Annotated in this window: 19 protein-coding genes; 6 read left to right on the top strand and 13 right to left on the bottom strand. The window is 75.3% G+C overall.

Annotation, left to right across the window (positions count from 1 at the left end; all coding sequences use genetic code 11):
* The 5 genes from IE321_RS35075 to IE321_RS35055 all read right to left on the bottom strand — a co-directional run.
* Window positions 1-1,099: S1 family peptidase (locus tag IE321_RS35075; RefSeq protein WP_190225876.1), on the bottom strand; the 1,099-nt coding region annotated here is incomplete at its 3' end.
* Window positions 1,100-1,257: 158 nt separating this feature from the next.
* Entirely contained in the window at window positions 1,258-1,608 is a 351-nt protein-coding gene (locus IE321_RS43265; RefSeq protein ID WP_190225875.1) for a hypothetical protein, read from the bottom strand.
* A gap of 157 nt (window positions 1,609-1,765) precedes the next feature.
* The gene (gene dmpG, locus IE321_RS35065; protein ID WP_190225874.1) at window positions 1,766-2,776 is read right to left on the bottom strand and encodes a 4-hydroxy-2-oxovalerate aldolase; all 1,011 of its coding nucleotides are present in this window, start codon (window positions 2,774-2,776) and stop codon (window positions 1,766-1,768) included.
* Window positions 2,773-3,759: an acetaldehyde dehydrogenase (acetylating) gene (locus tag IE321_RS35060; RefSeq protein WP_190225873.1), complete on the bottom strand. Its 987-nt coding sequence runs from the start codon at window positions 3,757-3,759 to the stop codon at window positions 2,773-2,775. Before IE321_RS35060 ends, dmpG begins: the two co-directional genes overlap by 4 nt.
* Window positions 3,760-3,768: 9 nt before the next feature.
* Entirely contained in the window at window positions 3,769-4,575 is an 807-nt protein-coding gene (locus IE321_RS35055; RefSeq protein ID WP_190225872.1) for a 2-keto-4-pentenoate hydratase, read from the bottom strand.
* Between the two features lie 71 nt (window positions 4,576-4,646).
* Here IE321_RS35055 and IE321_RS35050 point away from each other — a divergent pair, with 71 nt between their 5' ends.
* On the top strand, window positions 4,647-5,396 hold the full coding sequence (locus IE321_RS35050) for an IclR family transcriptional regulator (protein WP_043221882.1): 750 nt from the start codon (window positions 4,647-4,649) through the stop codon (window positions 5,394-5,396).
* Between the two features lie 717 nt (window positions 5,397-6,113).
* Here IE321_RS35050 and IE321_RS35045 read toward each other — a convergent pair.
* Window positions 6,114-6,566, bottom strand: a complete 453-nt coding sequence (locus IE321_RS35045; RefSeq protein WP_190225871.1) for a pyridoxamine 5'-phosphate oxidase family protein — start codon at window positions 6,564-6,566, stop codon at window positions 6,114-6,116.
* A gap of 191 nt (window positions 6,567-6,757) precedes the next feature.
* Between IE321_RS35045 and IE321_RS35040 the strand changes: the two genes are divergently transcribed.
* On the top strand, window positions 6,758-7,096 hold the full coding sequence (locus IE321_RS35040) for a thioredoxin family protein (protein ID WP_190225870.1): 339 nt from the start codon (window positions 6,758-6,760) through the stop codon (window positions 7,094-7,096).
* 42 nt (window positions 7,097-7,138) lie between these two features.
* Here IE321_RS35040 and IE321_RS35035 read toward each other — a convergent pair whose 3' ends face one another.
* The 5 genes from IE321_RS35035 to IE321_RS35015 form a co-directional block, all read right to left on the bottom strand.
* On the bottom strand, window positions 7,139-8,047 hold the full coding sequence (locus IE321_RS35035) for a hypothetical protein (RefSeq protein WP_229916680.1): 909 nt from the start codon (window positions 8,045-8,047) through the stop codon (window positions 7,139-7,141).
* Between the two features lie 138 nt (window positions 8,048-8,185).
* Window positions 8,186-8,575: a hypothetical protein gene (locus IE321_RS35030; RefSeq protein WP_190225868.1), complete on the bottom strand. Its 390-nt coding sequence runs from the start codon at window positions 8,573-8,575 to the stop codon at window positions 8,186-8,188.
* Between the two features lie 53 nt (window positions 8,576-8,628).
* Window positions 8,629-9,111, bottom strand: a complete 483-nt coding sequence (locus tag IE321_RS35025; RefSeq protein WP_190225867.1) for an SRPBCC family protein — start codon at window positions 9,109-9,111, stop codon at window positions 8,629-8,631.
* 111 nt (window positions 9,112-9,222) lie between these two features.
* A complete protein-coding gene (locus tag IE321_RS35020; protein ID WP_190225866.1) occupies window positions 9,223-9,900 on the bottom strand; it encodes a response regulator in 678 nt (225 codons plus the stop codon).
* On the bottom strand, window positions 9,897-11,024 hold the full coding sequence (locus IE321_RS35015) for a sensor histidine kinase (RefSeq protein WP_190225865.1): 1,128 nt from the start codon (window positions 11,022-11,024) through the stop codon (window positions 9,897-9,899). The genes IE321_RS35020 and IE321_RS35015 overlap by 4 nt, the downstream gene beginning before the upstream one ends.
* A gap of 589 nt (window positions 11,025-11,613) precedes the next feature.
* Here IE321_RS35015 and IE321_RS35010 point away from each other — a divergent pair.
* Window positions 11,614-13,800: an MMPL family transporter gene (locus tag IE321_RS35010; protein ID WP_190225864.1), complete on the top strand. Its 2,187-nt coding sequence runs from the start codon at window positions 11,614-11,616 to the stop codon at window positions 13,798-13,800.
* Here IE321_RS35010 and IE321_RS35005 read toward each other — a convergent pair.
* Entirely contained in the window at window positions 13,779-14,414 is a 636-nt protein-coding gene (locus tag IE321_RS35005) for a GNAT family N-acetyltransferase (RefSeq protein ID WP_190225863.1), read from the bottom strand. The two genes, IE321_RS35010 and IE321_RS35005, sit on opposite strands and share 22 nt — an antisense overlap.
* Before the next feature lie 203 nt (window positions 14,415-14,617).
* Entirely contained in the window at window positions 14,618-15,484 is an 867-nt protein-coding gene (locus IE321_RS35000) for an alpha/beta fold hydrolase (RefSeq protein ID WP_190225862.1), read from the bottom strand.
* Window positions 15,485-15,580: 96 nt separating this feature from the next.
* Between IE321_RS35000 and IE321_RS34995 the strand changes: the two genes are divergently transcribed.
* The 3 genes from IE321_RS34995 (at window position 15,581) to IE321_RS34985 (ending at window position 21,935) form a co-directional block, all read left to right on the top strand.
* Window positions 15,581-16,027, top strand: coding sequence for a MarR family winged helix-turn-helix transcriptional regulator (locus IE321_RS34995; RefSeq protein ID WP_107063223.1), 447 nt, complete (start codon window positions 15,581-15,583; stop codon window positions 16,025-16,027).
* 128 nt (window positions 16,028-16,155) lie between these two features.
* Entirely contained in the window at window positions 16,156-17,013 is an 858-nt protein-coding gene (locus IE321_RS34990) for a DUF4132 domain-containing protein (RefSeq protein ID WP_190225861.1), read from the top strand.
* On the top strand, window positions 17,010-21,935 hold the full coding sequence (locus IE321_RS34985; RefSeq protein ID WP_190225860.1) for a DNA-binding protein: 4,926 nt from the start codon (window positions 17,010-17,012) through the stop codon (window positions 21,933-21,935). Before IE321_RS34990 ends, IE321_RS34985 begins: the two co-directional genes overlap by 4 nt.
* Window positions 21,936-21,984 lie beyond the last annotated feature (49 nt).

Genomic DNA, 21,984 nt, shown 5'->3' with positions numbered 1-21,984 from the left:
CGACCGGCCGGAACCATGCCTCGCCGCCGGAGGAGCGGTTGCCCCGGCCGGCGGAGGTGACGCCCTGGGCCTGGTCGCCACTGAGGAACGAGCCCCCGGAGTCGCCGCCCTCGGCGCAGACGCTGGTCTTGGTCATCTGGTAGACGGCGCCCTGGCTGTAGTTGACGGTCTGGTTCTTGGCCAGGACGGTGCCGCAGTGCCAGCGGGTGGTGGAGCCGGAGCGGCAGATCGACGCGCCGACCGGCGCCTCGGCGGAGCCGCGGACGAGTTGGTCGGGGACGGTGCCCCAGCCGAGGACGACGGGCGCGGTCCACCAGCCGCTGTGGATGGAGACGTACGCGTAGTCGTCGCCGGGGAACGACGAGCCCTGGAAGGTGCCCATCGCGGAACCGTCCCAGCCGCGCACGGCCGCCCCGGCCCGCCCGCAGTGACCGGCCGTCACGAAGCCGCCGTGGACGGAGAAGCCGATCGAGCAGCGGACGTTGCCCGTGTAGTACGGGTCGCCGCCCACGGTGCCCGCCGCGTACGTGCGGGGCGCCTCGGCCGTCTCGGCGACCGTGACGAGGCCGTCGGCCCGGGCCCGGTCGACGCAGGCCCGTACGGCGGGGCTCTGCCGCTGGTCGCGGACGACGTCGACCACGACGCTGTTGCTCTTCGGGTCGACGTGCCAGCCGGCCACGCCCGCGGGGGCGCGGAGCCCGTCCAGGCGCGCCTTCGCGCGGTCCAGTGCCGCGGCGCTGTGCCGGACCAGCCGGGTGTCGGCGCCCAGCGCGCGCACCTCCGCCTCCTCGGCGCGGTCGGTCACGGCGACGACGAGCCGGCCGGCCGCCGGGTCGAACCACGCGCCTCCGTAGGCCTCTCCCGCGCGCTGCCGGGCGGCCGTCTCCACCGCGGCGGCCGTCTTCTCGGCACGCAGCCGCTCCTCGGCCTGTGCCGCGGTCAGGCCGAGGTCCTGCCGCATCGCGTCGAGCAGTCCGGCGGACGCCGACGGCCTCGGCGCGGGCTCCGGCGGCGGGGCGGCGTTCGCCGCGGCGGCGCCGAGACCGACCGTCAGGAGCAGGGCGCCGATGGCGGCGCGCAGGGGGGTGGTGCGTTTCACGGGACCTCCAGGTGTGGGGGAAACCGAACGCTGAGAGCGCTCTCTGAGAGCGCTCTCACTGACGTTAGCGGGACTCGCTTGTCAGGTCCATACCAAAGTTCGGCCGTCCTCCGGAGCGCTCGCGCGCGTCCTCGCGGAGGTGGGATCCCTAGGGATCCCTAGGGACAGCCCATGGACGAGAGCACCGCGGCGGCGCCGACGTCGAGCACCTCGCGCGCGAACCGCCGCCGGAACTCGGCGTGCTGGGCGTGTTCGGCCTGGACGACCTTGACGGCGACCGTCCGTCCCGGGTCGGAGCGGCCCGGGTGGACCAGCCCCGTGCCGCCCGCGCCGAGGCGGGCGATGAGCCGGTACGGGCGATGTGCGCGGGGCCCTCCCCCGTCAGTTGTCCCACGGTGGAGAGGTCGGCCCTTCGGGTCGTGGCGCGGGGACGGGAGGGGGCCGGTCCGGAGCCGGCGCGCGGCGGCCGGAGCGGTCGTCCGCTCCGGCCGGACCCTGCGGTCCCCCATGCGATGCCCCCTCGGACGGCCGCGAGGACCCTGAGGTGGTCCATGCGATGCCCCCTTGGACGACTGCGAGGACCCTGAGATGGCCCAACCGCCCAAGGTGGTGCCTTCGAGGGGTGGTTCGGGGCGCGGGGAGGCATCGCCCCGCGTTCTCGGAGCGTCAGCGGTCGGCCGCCAAGCCGAGGGCGATGTCCACGATCATGTCCTCCTGGCCGCCGACCAGGCGCCGCCGACCGCACTCCATGAGGATGTCGCGCACGTCGACCCCATAGCGCCGCGCGGCGGTCTCCGCATGCCGCAGGAAACTGGAGTACACGCCCGCGTACCCCAGCGTCAGGGTCTCCCGGTCGACGCGGACCGGACGGTCCTGGAGGGGACGGACGATGTCGTCGGCGGCGTCCTGGAGCCGGGCCAGGTCACAGCCGTGCCGGAAGCCCGACAGGTTCGCGACGGCGACGAACGCCTCGATGGGACAGTTGCCCGCGCCCGCGCCGTGCCCGGCGAGGGAGGCGTCGACGCGGCGGACCCCGTTCTCGACGGCCACGACCGAGTTGGCCACGGACAGCGAGAGGTTCTCGTGGGCGTGGATGCCGATCTCGGTGGCCGGGTCGAGGACGTCGCGGTAGGCGCGCACCCGGGCGGCGACGTCGTTCATCGTCAGCCGGCCGCCGGAGTCGGTGACGTAGACGCACTGGGCGCCGTACGACTCCATCAACTTGGCCTGTCGCGCCAGCTGTTCGGGCTCGGCCATGTGGGAGAGCATCAGGAAGCCGGAGACGTCCATGCCCTCCTCGCGGGCGGCGGCGATGTGCTGCGCGGAGATGTCGGCCTCGGTGCAGTGGGTGGCCACGCGCACCGAGCGCACGCCGAGGTCGTAGGCGTGCCTCAGCTCGTGGACGGTGCCCACGCCGGGCAGCAGCAGGGTGGTGAGGCGGGCGTTGCGCAGGACCGAGGCGGCTGCCTCGATCCACTCCCAGTCGGTGTGGGAGCCGGGGCCGTAGTTGACCGAGCCGCCGGCGAGGCCGTCGCCGTGGGCGACCTCGATCCCGTCGACCCGCTCGTCGTCCAGGGCGACGACGATGCGCTTGACGTCGTCGGGAGTGATGCGGTGCCGGACGGCGTGCATGCCGTCGCGGAGGGTGACGTCCTGCACGAAGATCGGGGTGCTCACTTCGCGGCCTCCTTCACGGGCGCGGCCTTCTCTGCGGTGCTCTCGGCGATCTTCTCGGCCATCCGCACGGCGGCCGAGGTCATGATGTCGAGGTTCCCGGCGTACGCCGGGAGGTACATGCCCGCGCCCTCGACCTTGAGGAAGACGGACACCTGGTGGGTCGGCCGGGTGGTCGCGCCGTCCGCGAGGAGGGTCTCGGCGAGCCGGTCGGCGGGGACCTCGGTGATCTGGACGTCCTGGACCAGGCGGTAGCCGGGGACGTACGCCGACACCTCGGAGACCATCCGCAGGACCGACTCGGTGATCCGCCCCTTCGCGGCGTCGGCGTCCTCGCCCTCGTCCAGGGTGACCAGGGAGAAGACGGTGTCGCGCATGATGACCGGCGGATCGGCCGGGTTGAGGATGATGATCGCCTTGCCGCGGCGGGCGCCGCCGACCCGGACGATCGCCTCGGAGGTCGTCTCGGTGAACTCGTCGATGTTGGCTCGGGTGCCGGGGCCGGCGGACTTGGAGGCGATGGAGGCGACGATCTCCGCGTACGCCACCGGGACGACCCTGCTGATCGCCGCCACGACCGGGATGGTGGCCTGGCCGCCGCAGGTGATCATGTTGACGTTGGGCGCGTCGAGGTGTTCGTCGAGGTTGACGGCCGGGACGACGTACGGGCCGAGCGCGGCCGGCGTGAGGTCGATGACGCAGATGCCGAGCGGGCGCAGCTTCGCGTCGTTGTCCCGGTGGGCGCCGGCGGAGGTGGCGTCGAAGACGATGCCGATCTCGTCGATCAGCGGCGACTTCAGCAGGCCGTCGACGCCTTCGCCGGTGGTCTCGAAGCCGAGGCGCGCGGCGCGGGCCAGTCCGTCGGAGGCGGGGTCGATGCCGACCATCACGCCCATCTCCAGGTGCTGCGCGGTGCGCATGATCTTGATCAGCAGGTCGGTGCCGATGTTGCCGGAGCCGACGACGGCGACCTTGGTCCTGCTCATGGTCGTTCCTTACGCGGAGAAGGTGAGCGACACCGTGCCGAGGCCGGTGACGGTGGCGTGGACGGTGGCGCCCGGTGCGACGGGGCGCATCGGGCCGAGGGCGCCGGAGAGGACGACCTGGCCGGCGCGGAGCGGTTCCCCCAGGTCGCGGGCCTGGCGGGCGAGCCAGACGACGGCGTTGACGGGGTCGCCGAGGCAGGCGGTGCCGCTGCCGGTGGAGACGGTCTCGCCGTCGACGGTCAGGGTCATCTCGGCGGCGACGGGGTCGAAGCCGGCGAGGGGGACGCGCCGGGTGCCGAGGACGTAGCCGCCGGCCGAGGCGTTGTCGGCGACCGTGTCGCCGAAGCTGATGTCCCAGTCGGCCACCCGGCTGCCGCAGATCTCGATCGCGGCGACGGCGTGGTCGATGGCCGCGCGGACCTGCGCGTCGTCGAGGGGGCCCTCGGCGAGGTCCGCTCCGAGGACGAAGGCGATCTCCGCCTCGACGCGGGGCTGGAGGACGGCGTCGGCGGGGACGGTCGCGCCGTCGGCGTGCGCCATGTCGTCGAAGAGGACGCCGAAGTCGGGCTGGTCGACGCCGAGCTGCCGCTGGACGGCCTCGGAGGTGAGGCCGATCTTGCGGCCGACGACGGTGGCGCCGGCCCGGATCCGCTCGGCGGTGAGCAGCTGCTGCACGGCGTACGCGGCGGTGACGTCGTCGCGGCCGATCAGGTCGCGGACGGTGGCGGCGGCGGTGCCGGTGGCGGCGGCCTCGCGGAGCCGGGCCGCGGCGGCGGCGATGCTGTCGGTGCCGACAGTGCGGTGGTTCTGGGGCATGGCGTCCAATCTGCAGCATGGGGAGCGGCCGGTTCCATGAAGGCGTTCCACTGAGCGGTACGCTCTTTCGCATGGAGGACAGCGACACCGTCCTGGGCAAGGCACTGGGGATCCTGCGGGCGTTCGGTCCGGCCGATTCGGTGCTGCCGCTGGCCGAGCTGGTGCGGCGCACCGGTCTGGCGAAGGGCAGCGTCCACCGGATCGCCGGGGACCTGGTGCGTCACCGGCTGCTGGACAAGACCGAGCACGGCTACCGGCTCTCGGGCGGTCTCTTCGAGCTGGGCATGCGGGCGGCGGCCGAGCGCACCCTGCTGGAGGTGGCGATGCCGTTCCTCCAGGACCTGTACGAGCGCACCCACGAGACGGTGCACCTCGGGGTGCGCGAGGGGCACGAGGTCGTCTACGTCGCCAAGATCGGCGGCCACCGGCAGGCCAAGGCACCGTCCCGCGCCGGCGGCCGGATGCCCCTGCACTGCACGGCGATCGGCAAGGTGCTGCTCGCGTACGCCGGGGAGGACGAGCGGACGGCGGTGCTGTCCGCCCCGCTGGAACGCCGCACCCCGCACACGGTGATCGCGCCGGGGCTGCTGCGCGGCCAGCTGGTGCGGGCGGTGGAGACGGGCGTCGCCTACGAGCGGGAGGAGTCGACGCCGGGGCTGCTGTGCGTGGCCGCGCCGGTCCTCGCTCCCGACGGGCTGACGGCGGTCGCGGCGGTCAGCGTGACCGGCCCGGTGGGGCGCTTCCGTCCCGAGTCCCACGCCAACGCCGTGCGGGCGGCGGCCACGGCCCTGGGCGCCACCCTGGCCCGCCGTCGCCCCTGACCGCCCGCCTCCCGCACGCGCGCGTGGCCCGGGCGGCCTGCGCACGCGCGTGACCCGGGTCGCGACGCGGTTCTCGCGTCGCGGCCGGGCCACGGCCGGGGGCTCCTACGCCGGACCGGCGAGGTCATGGAGGACGGTGAGGAGTTCCCGCGCCTGCTCCTCGTGCTGGTGACGATCCGTGAGGCGGCGGAGGCACCCGAGGCGCCGCAGACCGTGATCGCCGTCCGGGACGAGGGGCGCACCTCCATGGCGCACACGATCCGCTCGCCCTTCCGGAGCACGGGCGAGGAGACCGCCGACGAGATCGCGGAGACCCTGGCGCCGTTCGGCATGGCCGGCTACGACGGCGCCTTCGTCGCCCTCCGGTCCGAGGACGGCCGTCCCGTCTCCGCGTGGAGGGAGCAGCTCGCCGACTCACTGGCGGCGCTCGGCGACGCGATCGCCCCGCCGACTGACGCGAACGGGCGACGGGCGACGGGCGACGGGCGACGGGTGGAGCGCGACGGATGGCGGGTGGCCGCGCTGTCATCCGCGGGCGAATCGGTCGTGTGGTCACGCGCGGGCGAGTCGACCGCGCGGTCACCCGTAGGCGAATCGGCCGCGCGGTCACCGCAGTGCTTCGACGCGCCTCGGGCGGTTCAGGGGCGGTTCAGTACCCTCCGGCCGTCCGCCCCGACGAGGGGCGGGAGCGGCCCGGTCCGGTCGGCGGCTCGTGCCCTAGCTCGGGGAGGGGATGTCCAGGGCCGTCCCGTAGAGGCGGGTGACGCGGAGCAGGATGGTCACGCGCCGGTCCGGCAGGGGCTTCTCGCCGGGGGCCGCCTCGTCCGCCGGGTCCAGGATCTCCGCCTCGCCCTCGGCCACGGCGAACGACCAGACGTCGGGGCCGCTGACGTGGAGGGAGGCGTGCGGGTCGCGGCGCAGCTGGCGGACCTTCAGGCGGTCGGCGGTGGAGGAGACGCGCAGGACGCGCTCCTCCGGGTCCCAGGCGTAGAGGACCGTCGACAGGTGGGGGTGGCCGGTGCTCCGCACACTGGCGAGCACACCGAACTGCTGGCCGCTCAGCAGCCGGGAGAGCTCGGCGTCGGCCAGGGCTCGGGGCGCCGGGCCGTCGTTCCGGGTGGTGGCGGGAGCGGCCTCGGTGGTGGCGTCGGCGGTGGCGTTCCGGCTCATGGGATCGGCCTTTCGGTGGTCGGGCGGGCTGGAGTGGCTAAGCACGACAGTAGCAGATGGTTTTGTTGCAGACTATCTACTTGCCATGGAGTTTTGCCGGTCAGGCCCACCCATCGGGCGGCGGTCACGGCCGGCTCTCCGGGTGATGATGGGGAGGCGACGAAACGGCACACGACGACAGGAGCCACCCCATGGGACAGCGGGTTCACCAGCCCCGCGAGGACGCGGAGTTCGACTTCGTCCTCGACCGGACCGAAGGCCCGGTCCTCGCCTACTTCATCGGGACATGGCCCAAGACCATCGAGCCCTGCCGGGCCATGGACCGCGCCGTGCGCGCCGTCGCCGACGCGTACGCGGGCCGCCTCACCGTCGTCCGCGCGGACCTCACGCGCTGCCCCGCCGCGGCCAGGCGTCACGGGATCACCGGGGCCCCGTCCTGCGTCCTGCTGAAGGACGGCGAAGCGGTCGCGCACGGCGCCGGACCCCTGACCCATACCGAGGTGCGGGAGCTGATCGACGCCCACCTGTGAACGACCGCCGGGGCGACGACGCCGGCCCGCCCCGCGCGATCCCTACGCCGTGCGCCAGATCCAGGCCAGCGCGGCACCCGGCGTCAGACAGGCGAGGAAGGCGGCGGGCCGGACCAGTCCGCCGGCCTCCCATCCCAACGCGGTCGGCAGCAGCAGGCACAGGCCCAGGAAGGCGATGCCCAGGGCGGGGAGGTGGACGGAGGGCGCGAACCGCCGGAAATCGCTCGGCATTTCGTACCGCAGCAAGCCGGTCAGCAGGGATCCCGCGAAGAAGACCGGGAGGAAGGTGACCAGCAGGAGCCGGGAACCGATCACGCCGGTGCCCCAGCGCCGGCCGTCCTCCAGGACCGGCGAGTCCGGGCGCGGATCGCCCGGGGCGTAAGAGACGTCGATCCGCTCGCCAGCCTTCGGCGGCTCGTCGCGGGTGTACATCCCGGGCACGGTCACCTCGCGCGGACCGCTGTCGTACCGCAGGCGCAGGACCAGATCGGTCTCGAAGTACACCGGCTCGTCCGAGGCGTTGTGCCCGCGGACCGGGTCCCCGGCGAGCCGGACGACGGTCACGGAGTAGCTCCCGAACCGGCCCGCCTCCAGGCGCTCGGTCTCCCGCCCGTACTCCGGCGACACCATGAACCCGAGGTTGAAGCAGACCAGCGTGGCCAGCGGCACCAGCCACGCGACCAGCCAGCGCAGGCCCGCGCCAGGGTCCGGGGCAGGGCCGGTGCGGAGCGGCGCCCGGCGGGAGGCGACGACCCAGGCCGCGGCGAGGACGGCCGCGAGCGCGGCCAGGCCCGTCTCGGCGACCAACGGGGGGTACGGCCCCACCCCCCACAGCGCGCAGCCGACGGCCGCGGCGGCGCTGAGCAGCGTCCCCCAGCCGGTGAGCGTGGTCCACCCACTCCGCCGGTGCGTGCTCCACGTCACCGGCGGCGCCTTCTCCAACTCCACCACCGCTGCCCCCTCCTGAACGTCACCCACCCCTGCGCACCGCACCCTAGTGCTCCGGCCGCAGGGCGAAACCCGCAGGCCGGAGGGCGGTCGCGCGGAGGTGCCGCCTCGGGCGGGCGGGAGCGGAGGGGGGACGGGCCCTCAGGAGGACCTGATCGCCTCCGTGATCTCCGCCCCCGTGCGGGCGACGACCGCGGGCCACTCGTCCCGGAGGGCGGAGGGCAGGTGCCGCGCGTCCTCGTCCCGCTGGAGGACCACGGGGCCGCCCGGGATCACGAGCGCGGCGTCGAGCCTGCGCAGCAGGACGGCGAGGAGGTCCATGACGCCGTCCCCGCCGAAGCGGTGGAAGGTGATGCCGGCGTCGCCGAGGTGGACGTCGGCCGTCTCCCGCTCCCCCGTGCTCACCTGGAGGAGGTTCGGTTCGGGATCGTGTCCCACCACGTGAGGGGCGAGGACCTCCCGAGCGGCCTCCAGGTCCAGCGGCACCGGTTCGCCGTGCTCGAAGCGCCACACGCAGACGTCGAAGCCCATGGACCCGCCCCTCTCAGGTACAGGTGCCGGGGAGCGGCCCGCGGGCCCGCATCCTAGCCGGGGGCCGCTCCCGACGGAGCGGCGGCGGACGCCTCGTCGCGCTGCCGTTCGGCGACCGCGATGCGGGCGAGCTTGGTCAGCATCATGCCGTTGCGGATGGAGACGAGGTAGTCGACGGGGAGTCCGTGCATCCGGGTGCCCGGTCCCCGGAGGGGGTGCCATTCGAGGAGGAAGAGGGTGTGGGCGCCCCAGGGGATCAGGTTCATGGCGATGCGGGCCGCGCCGAAGGGGTCCGCCTTCGCCTCCAGTTCGAGGCGGCGCCCGGGCTCGCAGATGCGGACGACACAGGTGTCCTCCAGGGTGAGGGGGCCGACGCCCACCCGGACCCGGAGCCGGGAGCCGACCTCGGGCCATCCCGGGTCGGCGGTGACGACCTGCTGCGTCCCCGAGACCCACTCCCCGTACCGGAGGCCGTCGGCCAGCAGGCCCCACACACGGGAGGGCGGGCTCAGGATCAACCGGCGATTACGGGACAAGACGACCGCCTTCGCTCATTCACGTACGAAAGTTCAGGAAAAGCCTTCGGTGAGGCTATCCGCGGCGCGCTCGCGCCGCACGCACAGACGCGCGTGTGTCGCTCCGGCCCCTCAGGGGGCCTGTCGTGCCGTCACCAGGCCCGTCTCGTAGGCGACGATGACGGCCTGGGCACGGTCCCGGACGCGGAGCTTGGCGAAGAGGCCGGTGATGTGGTTCTTGACAGTGGAGGGGCTCACGGCCAGGCGGTCGGCTATCTCGGTGTTGTCCAGGCCGCCGGCGATCAGCCGCCAGACCTCGCGCTCGCGCCCGGTGAGCCCGTCGGTGCCGGACGGGGAGGGCGGCGGCACCGGGCGTTCCGGCGCCGTGACGTGCGTCGCGATGAGGCGGGTCAGCAGCCGGGGCGCGAGGATCGCCTCGCCCTCGCGGACGACGCGCAGGGCGGCGACGAGCTCCTCGGGCGAGATGTCCTTGGGCAGGAAGCCGTACGCCCCCGCCCGCAGGGCGCCGATCACGTGCTCGTCCATGTCGAAGGTGCTCAGGGCCAGCACACGGCAGGCGGGCAGTTCGGCGGTGAGGCGCGCGGTGGCGGCGATGCCGTCCAGGCCCGGCATGCGGATGTCCATGAGGACGACGTCGGGCCGGTGCTCGTGGGCGAGGCGCACCGCCTCGGCGCCGTCACCGGCCTCGCCGACCACCTCGAAGCCGGGTTCGGGCGCGAGCATCAGGGCGAGGCCGCGGCGGACGAGGGGCTGGTCGTCGGCGATGAGGACCCTCACGTGCGCGTTCACGCGTGCGTCTCCTGACGTTCGGCGGGCAGGGGGAGCCGGGCCCGGACCGCGAAGCCCCCGTCCTCCGGGCCGGCCCGCAGGGTGCCGCCGTGGAGGGCGACGCGTTCGCGCATGCCCATGAGCCCGTAGCCGGAGCCGCGTGCCGCGGGGTGTCCCTCGCGGGGCCCCTCGTCGGTGACGTCGACGCGCACCTCGTGGGCGGCGAAGGCGAGCCGTACGTCGACGTGCGCGCCGGGACCCGCGTGCTTGCGGGTGTTGGTGAGGGCTTCCTGGACGATCCGGTAGGCGGTCAGCGCCACGCCGGGCGGGAGGGCCGCGGGGTCGCCGTCCGTGGTGAGGGTGGTGGGGAGACCCGCGCGGCGGCTGTCCTCGACCACCCGGTCGAGGTCACCGATGCCGGGCTGCGGCGCGGTGGCCTCGCCCTCGTCGCTCTCGTCGCCGGCCCGCAGCACGTCGAGCAGGTGGCGCATCTCGCGCAGCGCGGCGCGGCCCGAGCCCTCCAGGGTGACGAGCGCCTCGCGGGCGGTCTCCGGGGACCGGTCGAGGTTGGCCCGGGCGCCGCCGGCGAGCAGCTGCATCGTGGTGATGTGGTGGGCGACGACGTCGTGCAGCTCGCGGGCGATGCGCCGCCGCTCGTCCGAGACGGCGCGCTCGGCGTCCAGCTGCCGGCGGATCTCGGTGCCGCGCTGCCAGCGCCCGACGGCGGTCGCCGTCGCCGCCACGAGCAGCGCGGCCGCGACGTTGGCGGCGAGTGCGACCGCGGCCGGTTCGGTCGCCGCCGGATGGCCGAAGTGGAGGACCGCGACGGAGCCCGCCACGGCCACCGCTCCGACGGCGGGACGGTGGTGGCGCAGGGCGGTGTAGAGCGCGACGACGGTCGCGGCGCCGTACTGCTGGCCCATCGAGCCGGTCCATTGGAGCGCCAGGTGGACGGCGAGGACGCCCGCGAGGACGGTCAGCGGGGCCCGGCGGCGGGCCAGGAGCAGCAGCGCGGCGGCCACCACGACCGGACAGCCGGCCACCGGCACGTGGCCACGGTCCATCTGGGTGGTGACGGTGTAGCCGACGAGGTCGACGGCGGTGGCGGCGAGGGCGACGAGCCCGTCGGGCCGGCTCCACGGCATCGGCCCGCCTTCTCCGATCCGGAACTTCGCCCCCTCCCGTCGGGTCCGGCTCCTCGGCCCGTGAGCCCGGTCGCCCGGTGCCGGTCCGTCAGGCCGGTTCCAGGGTCTCCGTCCGCCGGCCCGCAGCCGGTCCCGGAGTCCGTGCCCGTCCTGCCCGCTTCCGCTCCCCGGCCTCGCTCCGGACCCGGACCCGGGCCGTTCGCCGGTTCCGGTCCCTGCCCCGTCGGGGCGCGTCTCCTGCGCGCGCCGTCCCATCCTGGCTCCCCGCCCCCTCCACGCCGCCCGCGTGCCCCGGGCCGTCCTGCCGGCCCGCTGACGTGCGGGTTCTTCCTCCGAGTCTCCCATGGTGCCGGTACGGCGAGGCCCGCGCGTCGGGACCGGGAGGGAGCCGGGACCAGGAGCAGGGTCCTAGCCGGCGGGTGGTGCGGGGCCCTGCTCCCAGGGTGCTTCTCGTCCCTCGCTCCGAGGTGCGGGCCGGAGGGCGCTGATGTGCTGAAGGGGTGCCGGGATCGCCCGGTGCGGTGCGCTGCCCCGGACGTCGACGGTGCCGGACGCGCGCTTCTCCTCGTACTCGTTCTGGAGGTCCTCCGTGATCCGTGCCCTGACCGGCTTCTCGACCCGCAGACCCTGGCGGGTGATCGCCGTGTGGGCGGTGGTCGGCATCGTGGCCTCGGTCCTGGGCCAGGTGCTCGTCTTCCGCGTGACGCACACCGACAGTGCCGGTTTCCTGCCCCGGGAGTACGACGCCGCCGCGGCGCTGCGGGTCGCCCGGGAGGAGTTCGGCGCGGAGCCCGACGCCGAGGCGGTGACGGTGCTGGTGGCACGGCGCGACGGCCGGCCGCTCGGCGACGCCGACCGCGAGCGGGAGGTGGCCGTCGCGCGTGCGCTGAGCCACGCGCGCGTGGAGATGCCGTGGGCGGACGAACAGATACCGGGGCTCTCCAAGGACTACTCCCAGGTTCCCGAGGTGGAGCTGACGGCGACCGCGCCCGACGGGTCGTTCGCCCTGCTCGGCGCGCGGCTGCGGGGCAATTCCACGGATCCCGGCATGCACGCGCTGTACCGGGCCTTCCAGGACCGTGTCCAGGAGGAGTTCGACGAGGCCGGGCTGCGTACAGGCTTCACCGGGGGTCTGGCGGAGCTGGTGGACCGCGCCGACGGGGAGAAGACCACGCGGCTGGTCGTCGGTCTGGTGATGCTGGGGCTGATCGTGCTGGTCAACGTCCTGGTGTTCCGCAGTGTCCTGGCCGCTTTCGTGCCGCTGCTCGCGGTGTCCGTGGTGGGCGGCGCCGCCGCCGGCACGGTCGTGGGGGCGGCACTCCTGACGGGCTTCGCGCTGGATCCGGGCACCCCGAGCATGATCGGGACCGTGCTGGTCGGCATCGGCGTCGACTACTTCCTGTTCCTCCTGTTCCGGTTCCGCGAGGAGCTGCGGCGGCGCCCGGAGGAGCACCACCGGCTGGTGGCCGCGGACGTGGCCGGACGGGTCGGCACGGCCGTGACCTCGGCGGCGCTGACGATCGTGGCGGCCTTCGCGACGCTGGGCGTGGCGACGTTCGGGCAGTTCCGGGTGCTGGGTCCCTCGGTGGCGGTGTCGGTGCTGGTGATGCTGCTGGCGAGCCTGACCCTGATGCCGGCGCTCCTGGCGGTCGCGGGGCGGCGGATGTTCTGGCCATCGAAGAGCCTGGCGAAGCCCGGGAGCCCGGGTCTGGCGGGTCGTACGGGCGAGCTGGTGGCGCGTCGGCCGCTGCTGGTGTTCGTGGCGTCGGCCGCCCTGCTCGGCGCTCTCGCGGTCGGCGTGGCGGGGGTCCGCATGGACTTCGGCGCCGGGGGGACCCCGCGCGGCACGGCGGCGGCGGACACGGCACGGGAGATCGCCGGCGCCCTGCCGCCCGGGGTGTCCGATCCGACGACGGTGTACGTGACGGCGGACGGCGGCCGCGCTCTGGACGCGGACGGGCTGCGGGTCCTGCGCGGGGCGCTGTCCGGGGTGGACGGGGTGGGCTCGGTGGCCGCGCCCGTGTTCGACGCCGACCGCACGGCGGCCCGGCTGGACGCGTACCTGACGGTGGACGCCCGGTCCGAGCGGGCCCGCGAGCTCGTGGCGGGCCCGGTGCGCGAGGCCGTGCGGGAGGCGACTCCGCCGGGGCTGACCGCCCATGTGGGGGGCACGGCGGCGGTGTTCGCCGACGTGGAGACGGCGGTGGACCGGGACCTGCGGACGGTGTCCCCGGTGGCGGCGGCGCGGATCGCGCTGATCCTGGTGGTGCTGCTGCGCAGCCTGGCGGCCCCGGTGGTGCTGATGCTCGCGGTCGGGCTGTGCTTCGCGGCGACGCTCGGCGCCGCCGCGCTGGTCTTCCAGCACCTGGGCGGTGCCCCGGGCGTGAACTTCGTGCTGCCCCTGGTGCTGTTCCTGTTCGTGGTGGCCCTGGGCACCGACTACAACATCCTCGTCAGCGACCGGCTGCGCGAGGAGATGGCCCGGGGCGGCCCGGCCCGCGCGGCCGTGGCGCGGGCGGTACGGCACACGGCCCCGGCGATCGCGACGGCGGGCGTGGTCCTCGCGGCCTCCTTCGGCGCGCTCGCGGTGAACGCGGACCCGTCGACCCGGCAGCTCGGCTTCGCCACCGCCCTGGGCATCCTGCTGTCCGCGTTCGTCCTGTCGGTCCTCCTGGTCCCGTCGGCCGGGGCGCTGCTCGGCCGGGCCATGTGGTGGCCGTCGCGCGCCGCCCGGAGGGCCGTGGAAGCGGGCGGTCAGGAAGTGACGGGACGGTAGACCTGGCCGGACAGGGGGGCGAGGACCTTCCAGCCGAGCCTCTCGTAGAGCGCCCGGCCCTGGACGGTCGCTCCGAGGACGCCCTCGGACACACCGTGTTCGAGGGCGGCGGCGGTGAGGGCGGCCATCACCGTGGTCCCCAGGCCGCGGCGTCGGTGGGCCGGTTCGGTGACGATCTGGTCGAAGACGCAGGCCGTGTCCGTCAGGCCGGCCTGGCCGTACGCGGCGGGTTCGCCGTCGGGGGCGAGGACACGTGCGGAGACGAGGCCGCCGCCGGAGGTGTCGACGGTCACGGTGTAGCCGTCCGGCGCGTCCGCGCGCGTCGGGCGCAGGTCGACGGCCATGAGGAAGCAGGGTTCGGTGGGCTCCCAGTCGGCGGAGAACCACGGGTCCATGACGGCGGGCGGGAGGAACGCCTTGACGCACGTGGTCGGTTCGGTGATCGTGCCGATCAGCGCCCGGGCGGTCTCCGCGTCCGTGCCGAGGAGGACGTGACGGACCGTCTGGGTCGGCCGGCCGACCGCGATCCGCAGTCCCCAGGGCACGTCCTCCGGTCGCGGTGCCCCTCGGGACACGGCCCAGCCCTCGGCCCACGACCGTGCGGTCTCCAGCATCCGGCCACCCCCGCGCTCGCGCCTGCCCCCGTGGAAGGAGAGGGCGTCCGCGGCCGGTGCGGTGACCGGTGCGGGCGCTCCCTCGCCCTCGCACTGTACGGGAAGGGCGGGAGCCCGCCGGGGGCTTCGCCGCACGGGGCGGTGGGACGCGAGGGCGGCGGTCGGGGCGGGGTGTCGTCGGGCGGGGCGGGGGGCCGCGCCTCTCATCGGGCGTCGTTCAGGACCTCCCGGATGCGGGCGGCGTAGGCCCGGGGGTGGGTCGTGTTCCCGTTGTGCCCGCCGGGGAACGGCTCGACCTCCGCTCCGACGTGGGCGGCGAGGGCCGAGGCGCACGCGAGGTCGAAGACGGTCCGGGGGGTCGTCGTCCCGGCGGCGGGGACGACGCGCGTGGCCCCGTCCTTGAGCGGGGCGATGTCGAGCGTGTCCTCGATGATCGCGGTGAAGTCGTGGCGGATGAAGAAGTCGAAGTTGGCGATCCGCCGCTCGGTCATCGGCTGCGGGGTCAGACCGGGTTCGACGTCGGCGCTGCCGGGGTCGATGCCGAGGGTCCGGGCGATCTCCGGGAGCGCGGCCGCAAGGCCGCCTTCGAGGTAGAGCTCCCGCAGGGAGGCGAGTTCGCGCTCGTGGTGCGCGCGGTCGGCCTCGGGCAGGAGGCGGGGGGCGACGGGCTCGTGGGCGATCAGGGTGCGGAGCTGTCCGGGGTGTCGCGCGGCCACGTGCAGGCCGATGACGGCGCCGAGGCTGCATCCGAGCATCAGGGCGGGTGCGGTCGTGAGCGCGGCCAGCAGGCGGTGGACGTCGTCGCCGTGTTCGGCGAGGGTCGCGCCCCGTCCGGGGGTGTCGAGCCGGCTGCGGGACAGCCCGCGGCGGTCGTAGGTGAGCACGGTGTGGGAGTCGGCGAGGTGGGCGACGAGGTCGGTGGTGCGGTCGGCGTCGCCCTCACCGCTCTGCGAGATGAGCAACAGCGGGCCGGTGCCCTGGAGTCGGTAGTGCAGGACGGCGCCGGGGACGGCGAGCGTGCCGGTGGTGAGGGAGGTGGAGGTGGTCCTGGGCGTGGTGGCGCTGGGCATGGTGGTCCCCCTTGTCCGCGGTGGTCGCTCCGCCGCGTTCTCCCTCCACAATAATCCATCGAATTGGATACATCCATCTCGATGTACATTGTCGGGGTGAACGGAGTCGAGCTGTTCCTGCTGGGACGCACCCTGATGAAGATCGGCGAGGACGCCCTGCCCGAGCCGCCGGGCGGGTCGGCGCGGTACGCGGGCAGCGCCCGGCTGGTGCTGATCGTGGCCAGCGACATCGCCGCCCACCCCGACACCGCGGTCGGCGAGATCGCGGCCCGCACCGGCCTGCCGCAGAGTCAGGTCTCCTCGGCGGTCACCCGGTTGAAGGAGGCCGGCTCGGTGCGCACGGCGCCGGATCCGGCCGACCGGCGCCGCGTCCTGGTGCGTCAGAACCCCGACGAGTCCTCGCGGGTGGCGCGGGTGCGCGCCGCGGGCATCGAGGACGCCCTGGTGGCGGCGCTGGGATCCGACGATCCACAGCGTCTCGACGAGGTCCTGCGGGCCCTGGAGGTGCTGGCCCGTCACCTCATGCCGCCGTCGGCGCCGTAGGGACGGGGCTGGCGGACGCGTTGTCAGTGGCGCCGCCTAATGTCGCTCGCACATCGCGGTTCAGGGGCGTTCGAGCCCCTGGTTCAGGCTGCGTGGACGGATGACGTACGGGTGGAGAGGCGCGGCTGATGGCGTGGCTGGATGCGGGTGAGGGGTACGAGGTCACCCTCGGGGAGGGCGGGCGCGTGGTCGCGCGCCGGACCGGGGGGCGGGAGCTGAAGACCGTGCCGAAGGCGCTCCGGGACGACCCGGGAGTGGACCGGCTGCGGCGGCTGTCCGAGTGGCTGGACCGCCACGCGGACGCGTGCGTGGCGCAGGTGGACGCCTGGATGGTGTCCTCCCTGCCGGTGCCGACGGCACTGATCGCCCGGGTGTGGCCGGACGAGGCGTGGCGGTCCACGCTGCGCGACATGGCCGTCGTCGGGGACGACCCGGACGAGGTCGGCTTCCTCAGGGACGTGTCCGAGGACGGCGGGCTCAAGGTCGTCGACCTCGACGGCGAGACGGTGCGGATGGCGCCGCGCACGGTCACCGTGCCGCACCCGGTGCTCCTCCCCGACCTCGACGACGTACGGGAGTTCGCGGCCGAGCTGGGCATCACCCAGCGCGTGGAGCAGATCCACCGCGCCACCTGGACGCGCCCGGAGACCCACGCGGCGAACGCGACGGAGGTCCGGGACTACGCGGGCGGCAAGTTCGCCTCCCGCTTCGGGCTCGCCGCCCGGGCCACCGGGCTCGGCTACCGGGTCTCCGGAGGCTACGCCACCTGCAAGGTCCGCGACGGGGGCCGCGACACCGAGGCGTCGGTGTGGATCGGCGAGCCGTACTGGGACGGGGAGTCGGAGACCGGCGGCCTCGGCTGGCACGACGAAGAGGGCCGCGCGGTGCGGCTCGACGGGGTCGGGCCGGTCGCCTGGTCCGAGGGAATGCGCATGGCCGCCGCGCTCTACGCCGGCCGCACGATCGAAGAGGGTGGGAACGCGTGACCGGCACGACCGCGACGAACGACGCCACGCAGCTGCTGAACGCCGGAGCCGTGCTCCCGGCCGACACCGCGGGGGCCGGACCCTCCGCCGTGGAGCTGACCGCCCGGACCTACCGCCACCCGGTGCTCGGCGAGGACCGGGTCGTCGTGCGGCTGACCGCGGCCGAACTCGGCGCCGCCGAGGACCCGACCGCGGGCTTCCTGGGCCTCGAACCCGCCGCCGAACCGGCCGTGGTGGGACTGGGCCGGCGCCAGGAGCTGGGCTTCCCCGAGTGGGTGCTCGTGCACCACCCGGAGGACGGCCACCACGCCCTCGCCGTCGTGCCCGAGCTGGACCGGCTCGCCCGGCAGGCGAAGACCAAGCCCAAGGCGGCGCTCGACGCCTGCCTCGAACTCGCCGGGCGGCTCGCCGCCTCCGTCCCGCACTTCCTCCCCGTCTTCTACGAGCAGGCCGCGCGCGTCTTCCTCGCCGTCGAGAACACCACCTACGCCGGGCAGCTGTTCGGCCGCGCCCGCACCAGCGAGGCGCAGCACGGGCTGTCCGTCGACGAGGACCGGCTCGACGCCGTGTTCCTGGAGTTCGCGCTGGCCGGCGCGCTGCCGGTGAAGGTGCTGGCGGGCTACGGCAAGGAGCTGTCGGCGCGCCTCGCGCCGGCGGAGGCGTACGAGCGGTTCCGCCGCCTCTGCGTGCGCCGCACCGCGGGCGGGCTCGCCCCGTCCGCGCAGGCCGCCACCGAGCTGCGGCGGCTGGCCCGGGCGGCCGGCCTGCCCGCCGCGGAGGCCGAGCAGGACCACCTGGGCGAGCTGCTGCCGCTGCCGGCCACCCTGCGGGCGGCCACGGGCTGGTGGAAGGGACAGCGGACCGCGCTCGTCGCGCTCGCCCGGCGCGTGCCGGCGATCCGCGGCACGCTCCTCACGCTGACCCCGCCGTCGGACGACGGCGAGATGAGCGACCTGTGGCTGGAGATCCTCGCGGCGTCCGGCGCCGACGCGGGCCTCACCGACGCGGAGCTGCCCGCCGAGGAGCGGTGCGCGGACGGCGCCGCCGGCTGGCTGGAGCGCTACCACGCCGCCCGGCACCGCGGCTGGGGCCGGCGGCCGACGCCGACGGCCCTGCTGGACCTGGTCGAGCGGATGGCCGGACGGCTGCGCGCCGACCTGGCGGCCCGGCCCGAGGGGCGCCGCGCGCTGCGGATCGGCGTCGACGACGTCAACCTCCTCGACCTGCTGCTCGCGCTGGACGTCCCGGTCACCGGCCCGGACGAGGACGACCGCCGGCACGGCGTCATGCTGGACCTGACGGACTGGCACCAGTCCGACCGGCCCCGAGACCTGGCCGCCCTCGCCGCCGACGACGAGTTCCACCGTGCCTTCGACCGGGGCGCGGACTCGTTCAACGGCGCCGGACACAGCGCCGAGGTGATGCGCCGGCTGGCCGCGTCGGACGGCGGACGGACCCTGCTCGCCCGCTGGCTGCGGACGGTGGCCCGGAAGTCGGTGGCGGCCGGGCTCCCCGACGTGCCGCGCGCCCTGTCCACGCTGTCGTGGCTGCCGTCCGAGGCGCTGGCGCTGGCGCCGGACGAGGTGGCCGCCGCCGCGGGCGCCGACCTCGGCGAGACGCTGGCGCGCACCCTGCGCGGCGGCCTGTGGGACGAGTTCCACTGGCCGGAGTGGGAGCGGGCGGTGGCGGAGCTGTCACCGGGCCGGTCCGACACGGACGGGCTGACCGTCGTCGAGGCGTGGCCCCACCTGATCGTCGCCAACGCCACCCAGGTCCGCGTCATCGACGCCGACTCCACGGTCCTCACCCACGACCTGCGCCTCCCGTCCGCCGCCGCGTCCTCGGTCCGGGCCTACGGCTTCCACTACGTGGACGGCGCGCTGCTGGTGTTCTGGAGCGTGTACAGCAGCGGCCAGGTCCAGGGGTACTGGCACACCGCGCCCGACCGGCTGATCACGATCGACGACACCGTCAACCGCTGGTCGCTGCGGTCCGGCCAGGTCAGCCTCCCGCTGCCCGGCGGCGGCCGCACCACCGGCCGCGGCGTGCTGCACGTCGGCGACTCCCGGCTGCCGGAGGAGGTCCCGGTGATCTCCGACGGAACCTCGTACTGGGTGTACGAGAACGGCAACGGCCACGGCCCGGACGGCAGCGGCTGGGTCGAGTACGACCCCGCCGAGGGCACCTACGGGCGGCGCTCCCAGCCCGGCTTCCTCGCCGACGCCCTGCGGCCGCACGGCCCGGACGCCAGGCTCGGGGAGTTCTCGTCGTGGCTGCGACCCGCCCCGACCGTCGAGGGTTCCGCCGTCGGCGCGCCCGTCGGCGGCCTGCTGGGCTGGCGCGTGGTGCGGCTGCCGGACAACGGCTGGCACGCGGACGACCTCGCCGGACGCGAGGTGGTCCTGCCCGAGGGGGCCCAGCAGCCGCTCGCGGCCCTGACGTTCCCCGGCGACGAGCGCCCCCGCGCGCTGACCCGGGAATGGCGGACGCTGTCGCTCACCGACCCGGACGGCGTCATCACGACGACCAGCGAGGGCGGGCGCAACGAGCTGTTCCGGACCGCGTCGTCGCTGCTCCCGCCGCTCGCCTTCCTGTACGCGCTGCGCGCCCGCGACCCGCGGGGGTCGGCCGCGCTGCGCCGCGCCGACGCGGAGACCGTCGGCACCCTCCTGAAGGGCGCCGTCGGCGCGGAGCGCGCGGAGGACCTCACGGCCCTCGTGGGCACCTCGTTCCCCGAGCTCACCGCGCCCGGACTCGTCGCCGGCGTGGTGCGCGAGCTGCGGTTCGCCGTCCGGCAGCAGAAGGCGCTGGACGCGGTCGCCGCCCGCCTCGACCCGATGGCCGAGCCCGTCGTGACGCGCGAGAAGGGACCCGTCGACCGGCTCTTCGCCCAGGCGCTCAACGGCGTCGTGGGCTCCGGCTCCTACCGGTGGGGCTCCGAGACGGACGCCACCCACCTCTACCTGGAGGAGCTGGCGGCCGTCTGCTCGGCCACGGACGCCGCGGCCGAGCCGGGCCGCCTCCACTTCGACCTGCCGGGGCTCCCCTGGTCCGGGCTGCCGTTCACCCAGCTCTTCGACCGTCCCGCCGTGATCGCCTACCGGGCGGTCGCACCCGGCACGGAGCCCGGGTGGGCGAGCGCGCTCCTCACCGTGCTCGGGCGGGCCGAGGCCCTCGGCGTGCTGTCGGCGGCCGGATCGGCCGACCGCTGGCGCCGGGTCCAGCTGCACCTGACCGAGCCGCACCTGACCACCCCCGACGGGCAGAACCGGAACCTCTCGCACCGCAGTGTGGTCCCGCTCGGCGGCGGGGCGGCCCTCGGCTTCACCGAACAGAGCGGCGGCGTCGCCGACGGCCGGGTGTTCGGCGCCCTGCTGCACGACCCGACCGGACGCTTCGAGGTCCCCGGGCCCTACACGGTGCGCTCCTCGGTGACCGTCGCCGACCCGGTGGGCGGCGCCGGATGGGCGGCCGCGGACCGCCGCGGGGCCGCGGCGCGGGGCGCGGCGCCGGACGTGCCGGCGGCGGCCGAGGAGTTCGGCCGGCTCACCGGGGCCTCCGGCGCGCTCGCCGCGCTCGTCGTGGCCGGCATGCCCGGGGTCGACAGCCACGAGAGCAACTTCCTGCCCGCGGAACTGCGCAAGACCCTGGGCCTGAAGGTCGTCGAGGCCGGACACGCGCGGGACGAGCTGCGGGGCCTGTCGGTCGAGGTGCGCCAGGAGGTCGTGGCGGCGCTGCTGCCCGACGACCCGGCAGGCCTCTGGACCGACGGCCCGGACGTGGCGGCCGCGGCCGGGGTGTGGAACGCGCGCGTCGGCCGCCGGGTCCAGGTGCCCGACTGGCTGACGGCCGAGGCCGCCCGGGCGGTGCGCGGCGGCTGGCCCGCGACCCAGGCGCTGCCCGCGCTGCTGGACCCGGCGGGCTCCCCCGAGCTGGGCACGGACGTCGCGTGGCGGATCCAGAACGACCGGCCGGAGCCGGCGGCGCCCGCCGGCGCCCCGTTCACCGGCTCCGTCCTGACGGGTGCCCTGGGCACCATGACGTGGCTGGCGCACCGGCTTCCGGCGGGCGATCCGCTGCGGGCGGCGCTGCCCGGCGCGCTGACGGCCGTGCGGCAGCGGCTGGCCGCACCGGACCTGCTCGTCGCGGTCGGGCACTACACGAGCCTGGCGGAGTTCCGGCGAGTCGCGGGTGCCCCGACGGAGACGGCGCCGGACCACGAGCGGTACGGGGCGGTGCTGATGGCCACGCACGACGGCCAGCCGCTGCCGGCGCTGCGGACGTCGCTGCTGGACTCGACCGGCTCCGACCCGTACCTGGTGGCGCTGCGCGGGCCGGACCAGCAGCCGACGGCGGTCGAGGCGGCGCTGCGCCGCTGCCACGACCCGGCGTTCGCCCGGCTGCTCGCCGATCCGGGCGCGCCCGCGGCGGGCGGCACGGCCGAGGACGGCACGTGGTGGCCGCAGGACCCGTCGCGCTCGGTGCCCGGGCTCGTGGCGGAGGCCGCGGAGGCGCACGGCCTGGGGGCCGACGCCGCCGCCCTCTACCTGATGCTGCTGGCGCTGCCCGACCCGACCGACCGGAACACGGCGCGGTGGACGGGCTGGAAGCCGGCGAGGATGAAGGCGGCGCGGGCCGAACTCGCCGCCACCGACCTGGTGGTGTCCGCCGTCCGCGCCCGCGCGGGACGCTCGCTCTTCCTGCCGGGCGGCTGGGTGGAGCACACGGCTCCCGTGCTGCCCGTGGAGCAGTGGAAGCTGGAGCTCCTCGGCGTGCCGGCCGGCGGCCGGCCCGTCCTCGGGGTCCTGGTGCCGGCCGAGCCGGTCGCCGAGCTGTACGCCCGTGCGTGGCGGCGGATCGGCGACGGCGACCTGCCGCGCTTCGAGGAGCTGAAGGTGAAGCGCACCCGCCGGCGCCGCTGACCCGGCCGCCGTACGGCCGCGGCGGACCCGGCCCCCTCCCCGGGGTGCC

Origin of the sequence: Streptomyces hydrogenans, assembly GCF_014656075.1 — a bacterium.
GTDB classification, from domain to species: domain Bacteria; phylum Actinomycetota; class Actinomycetes; order Streptomycetales; family Streptomycetaceae; genus Streptomyces; species Streptomyces hydrogenans.
The sequence above is the reverse complement of the archived record's forward strand: the minus strand, read 5'-3'. Positions and strand labels throughout refer to the sequence as shown.

Excerpts from the sequence above, each read along its gene's own strand:
- IE321_RS43265 (WP_190225875.1), bottom strand. The coding sequence starts at position 1,608 with ATGGGGGACCGCAGGGTCCGGCCGGAGCGGACGACCGCTCCGGCCGCC.
- IE321_RS35060 (WP_190225873.1), bottom strand. The coding sequence starts at position 3,759 with ATGAGCAGGACCAAGGTCGCCGTCGTCGGCTCCGGCAACATCGGCACC.
- IE321_RS35055 (WP_190225872.1), bottom strand. The coding sequence starts at position 4,575 with ATGCCCCAGAACCACCGCACTGTCGGCACCGACAGCATCGCCGCCGCC.
- IE321_RS35050 (WP_043221882.1), top strand. The coding sequence starts at position 4,647 with ATGGAGGACAGCGACACCGTCCTGGGCAAGGCACTGGGGATCCTGCGG.
- IE321_RS35045 (WP_190225871.1), bottom strand. The coding sequence starts at position 6,566 with ATGAGCCGGAACGCCACCGCCGACGCCACCACCGAGGCCGCTCCCGCC.
- IE321_RS35040 (WP_190225870.1), top strand. The coding sequence starts at position 6,758 with ATGGGACAGCGGGTTCACCAGCCCCGCGAGGACGCGGAGTTCGACTTC.
- IE321_RS35030 (WP_190225868.1), bottom strand. The coding sequence starts at position 8,575 with ATGGGCTTCGACGTCTGCGTGTGGCGCTTCGAGCACGGCGAACCGGTG.
- IE321_RS35015 (WP_190225865.1), bottom strand. The coding sequence starts at position 11,024 with ATGCCGTGGAGCCGGCCCGACGGGCTCGTCGCCCTCGCCGCCACCGCC.
- IE321_RS35005 (WP_190225863.1), bottom strand. The coding sequence starts at position 14,414 with ATGCTGGAGACCGCACGGTCGTGGGCCGAGGGCTGGGCCGTGTCCCGA.
- IE321_RS35000 (WP_190225862.1), bottom strand. The coding sequence starts at position 15,484 with ATGCCCAGCGCCACCACGCCCAGGACCACCTCCACCTCCCTCACCACC.
- IE321_RS34990 (WP_190225861.1), top strand. The coding sequence starts at position 16,156 with ATGGCGTGGCTGGATGCGGGTGAGGGGTACGAGGTCACCCTCGGGGAG.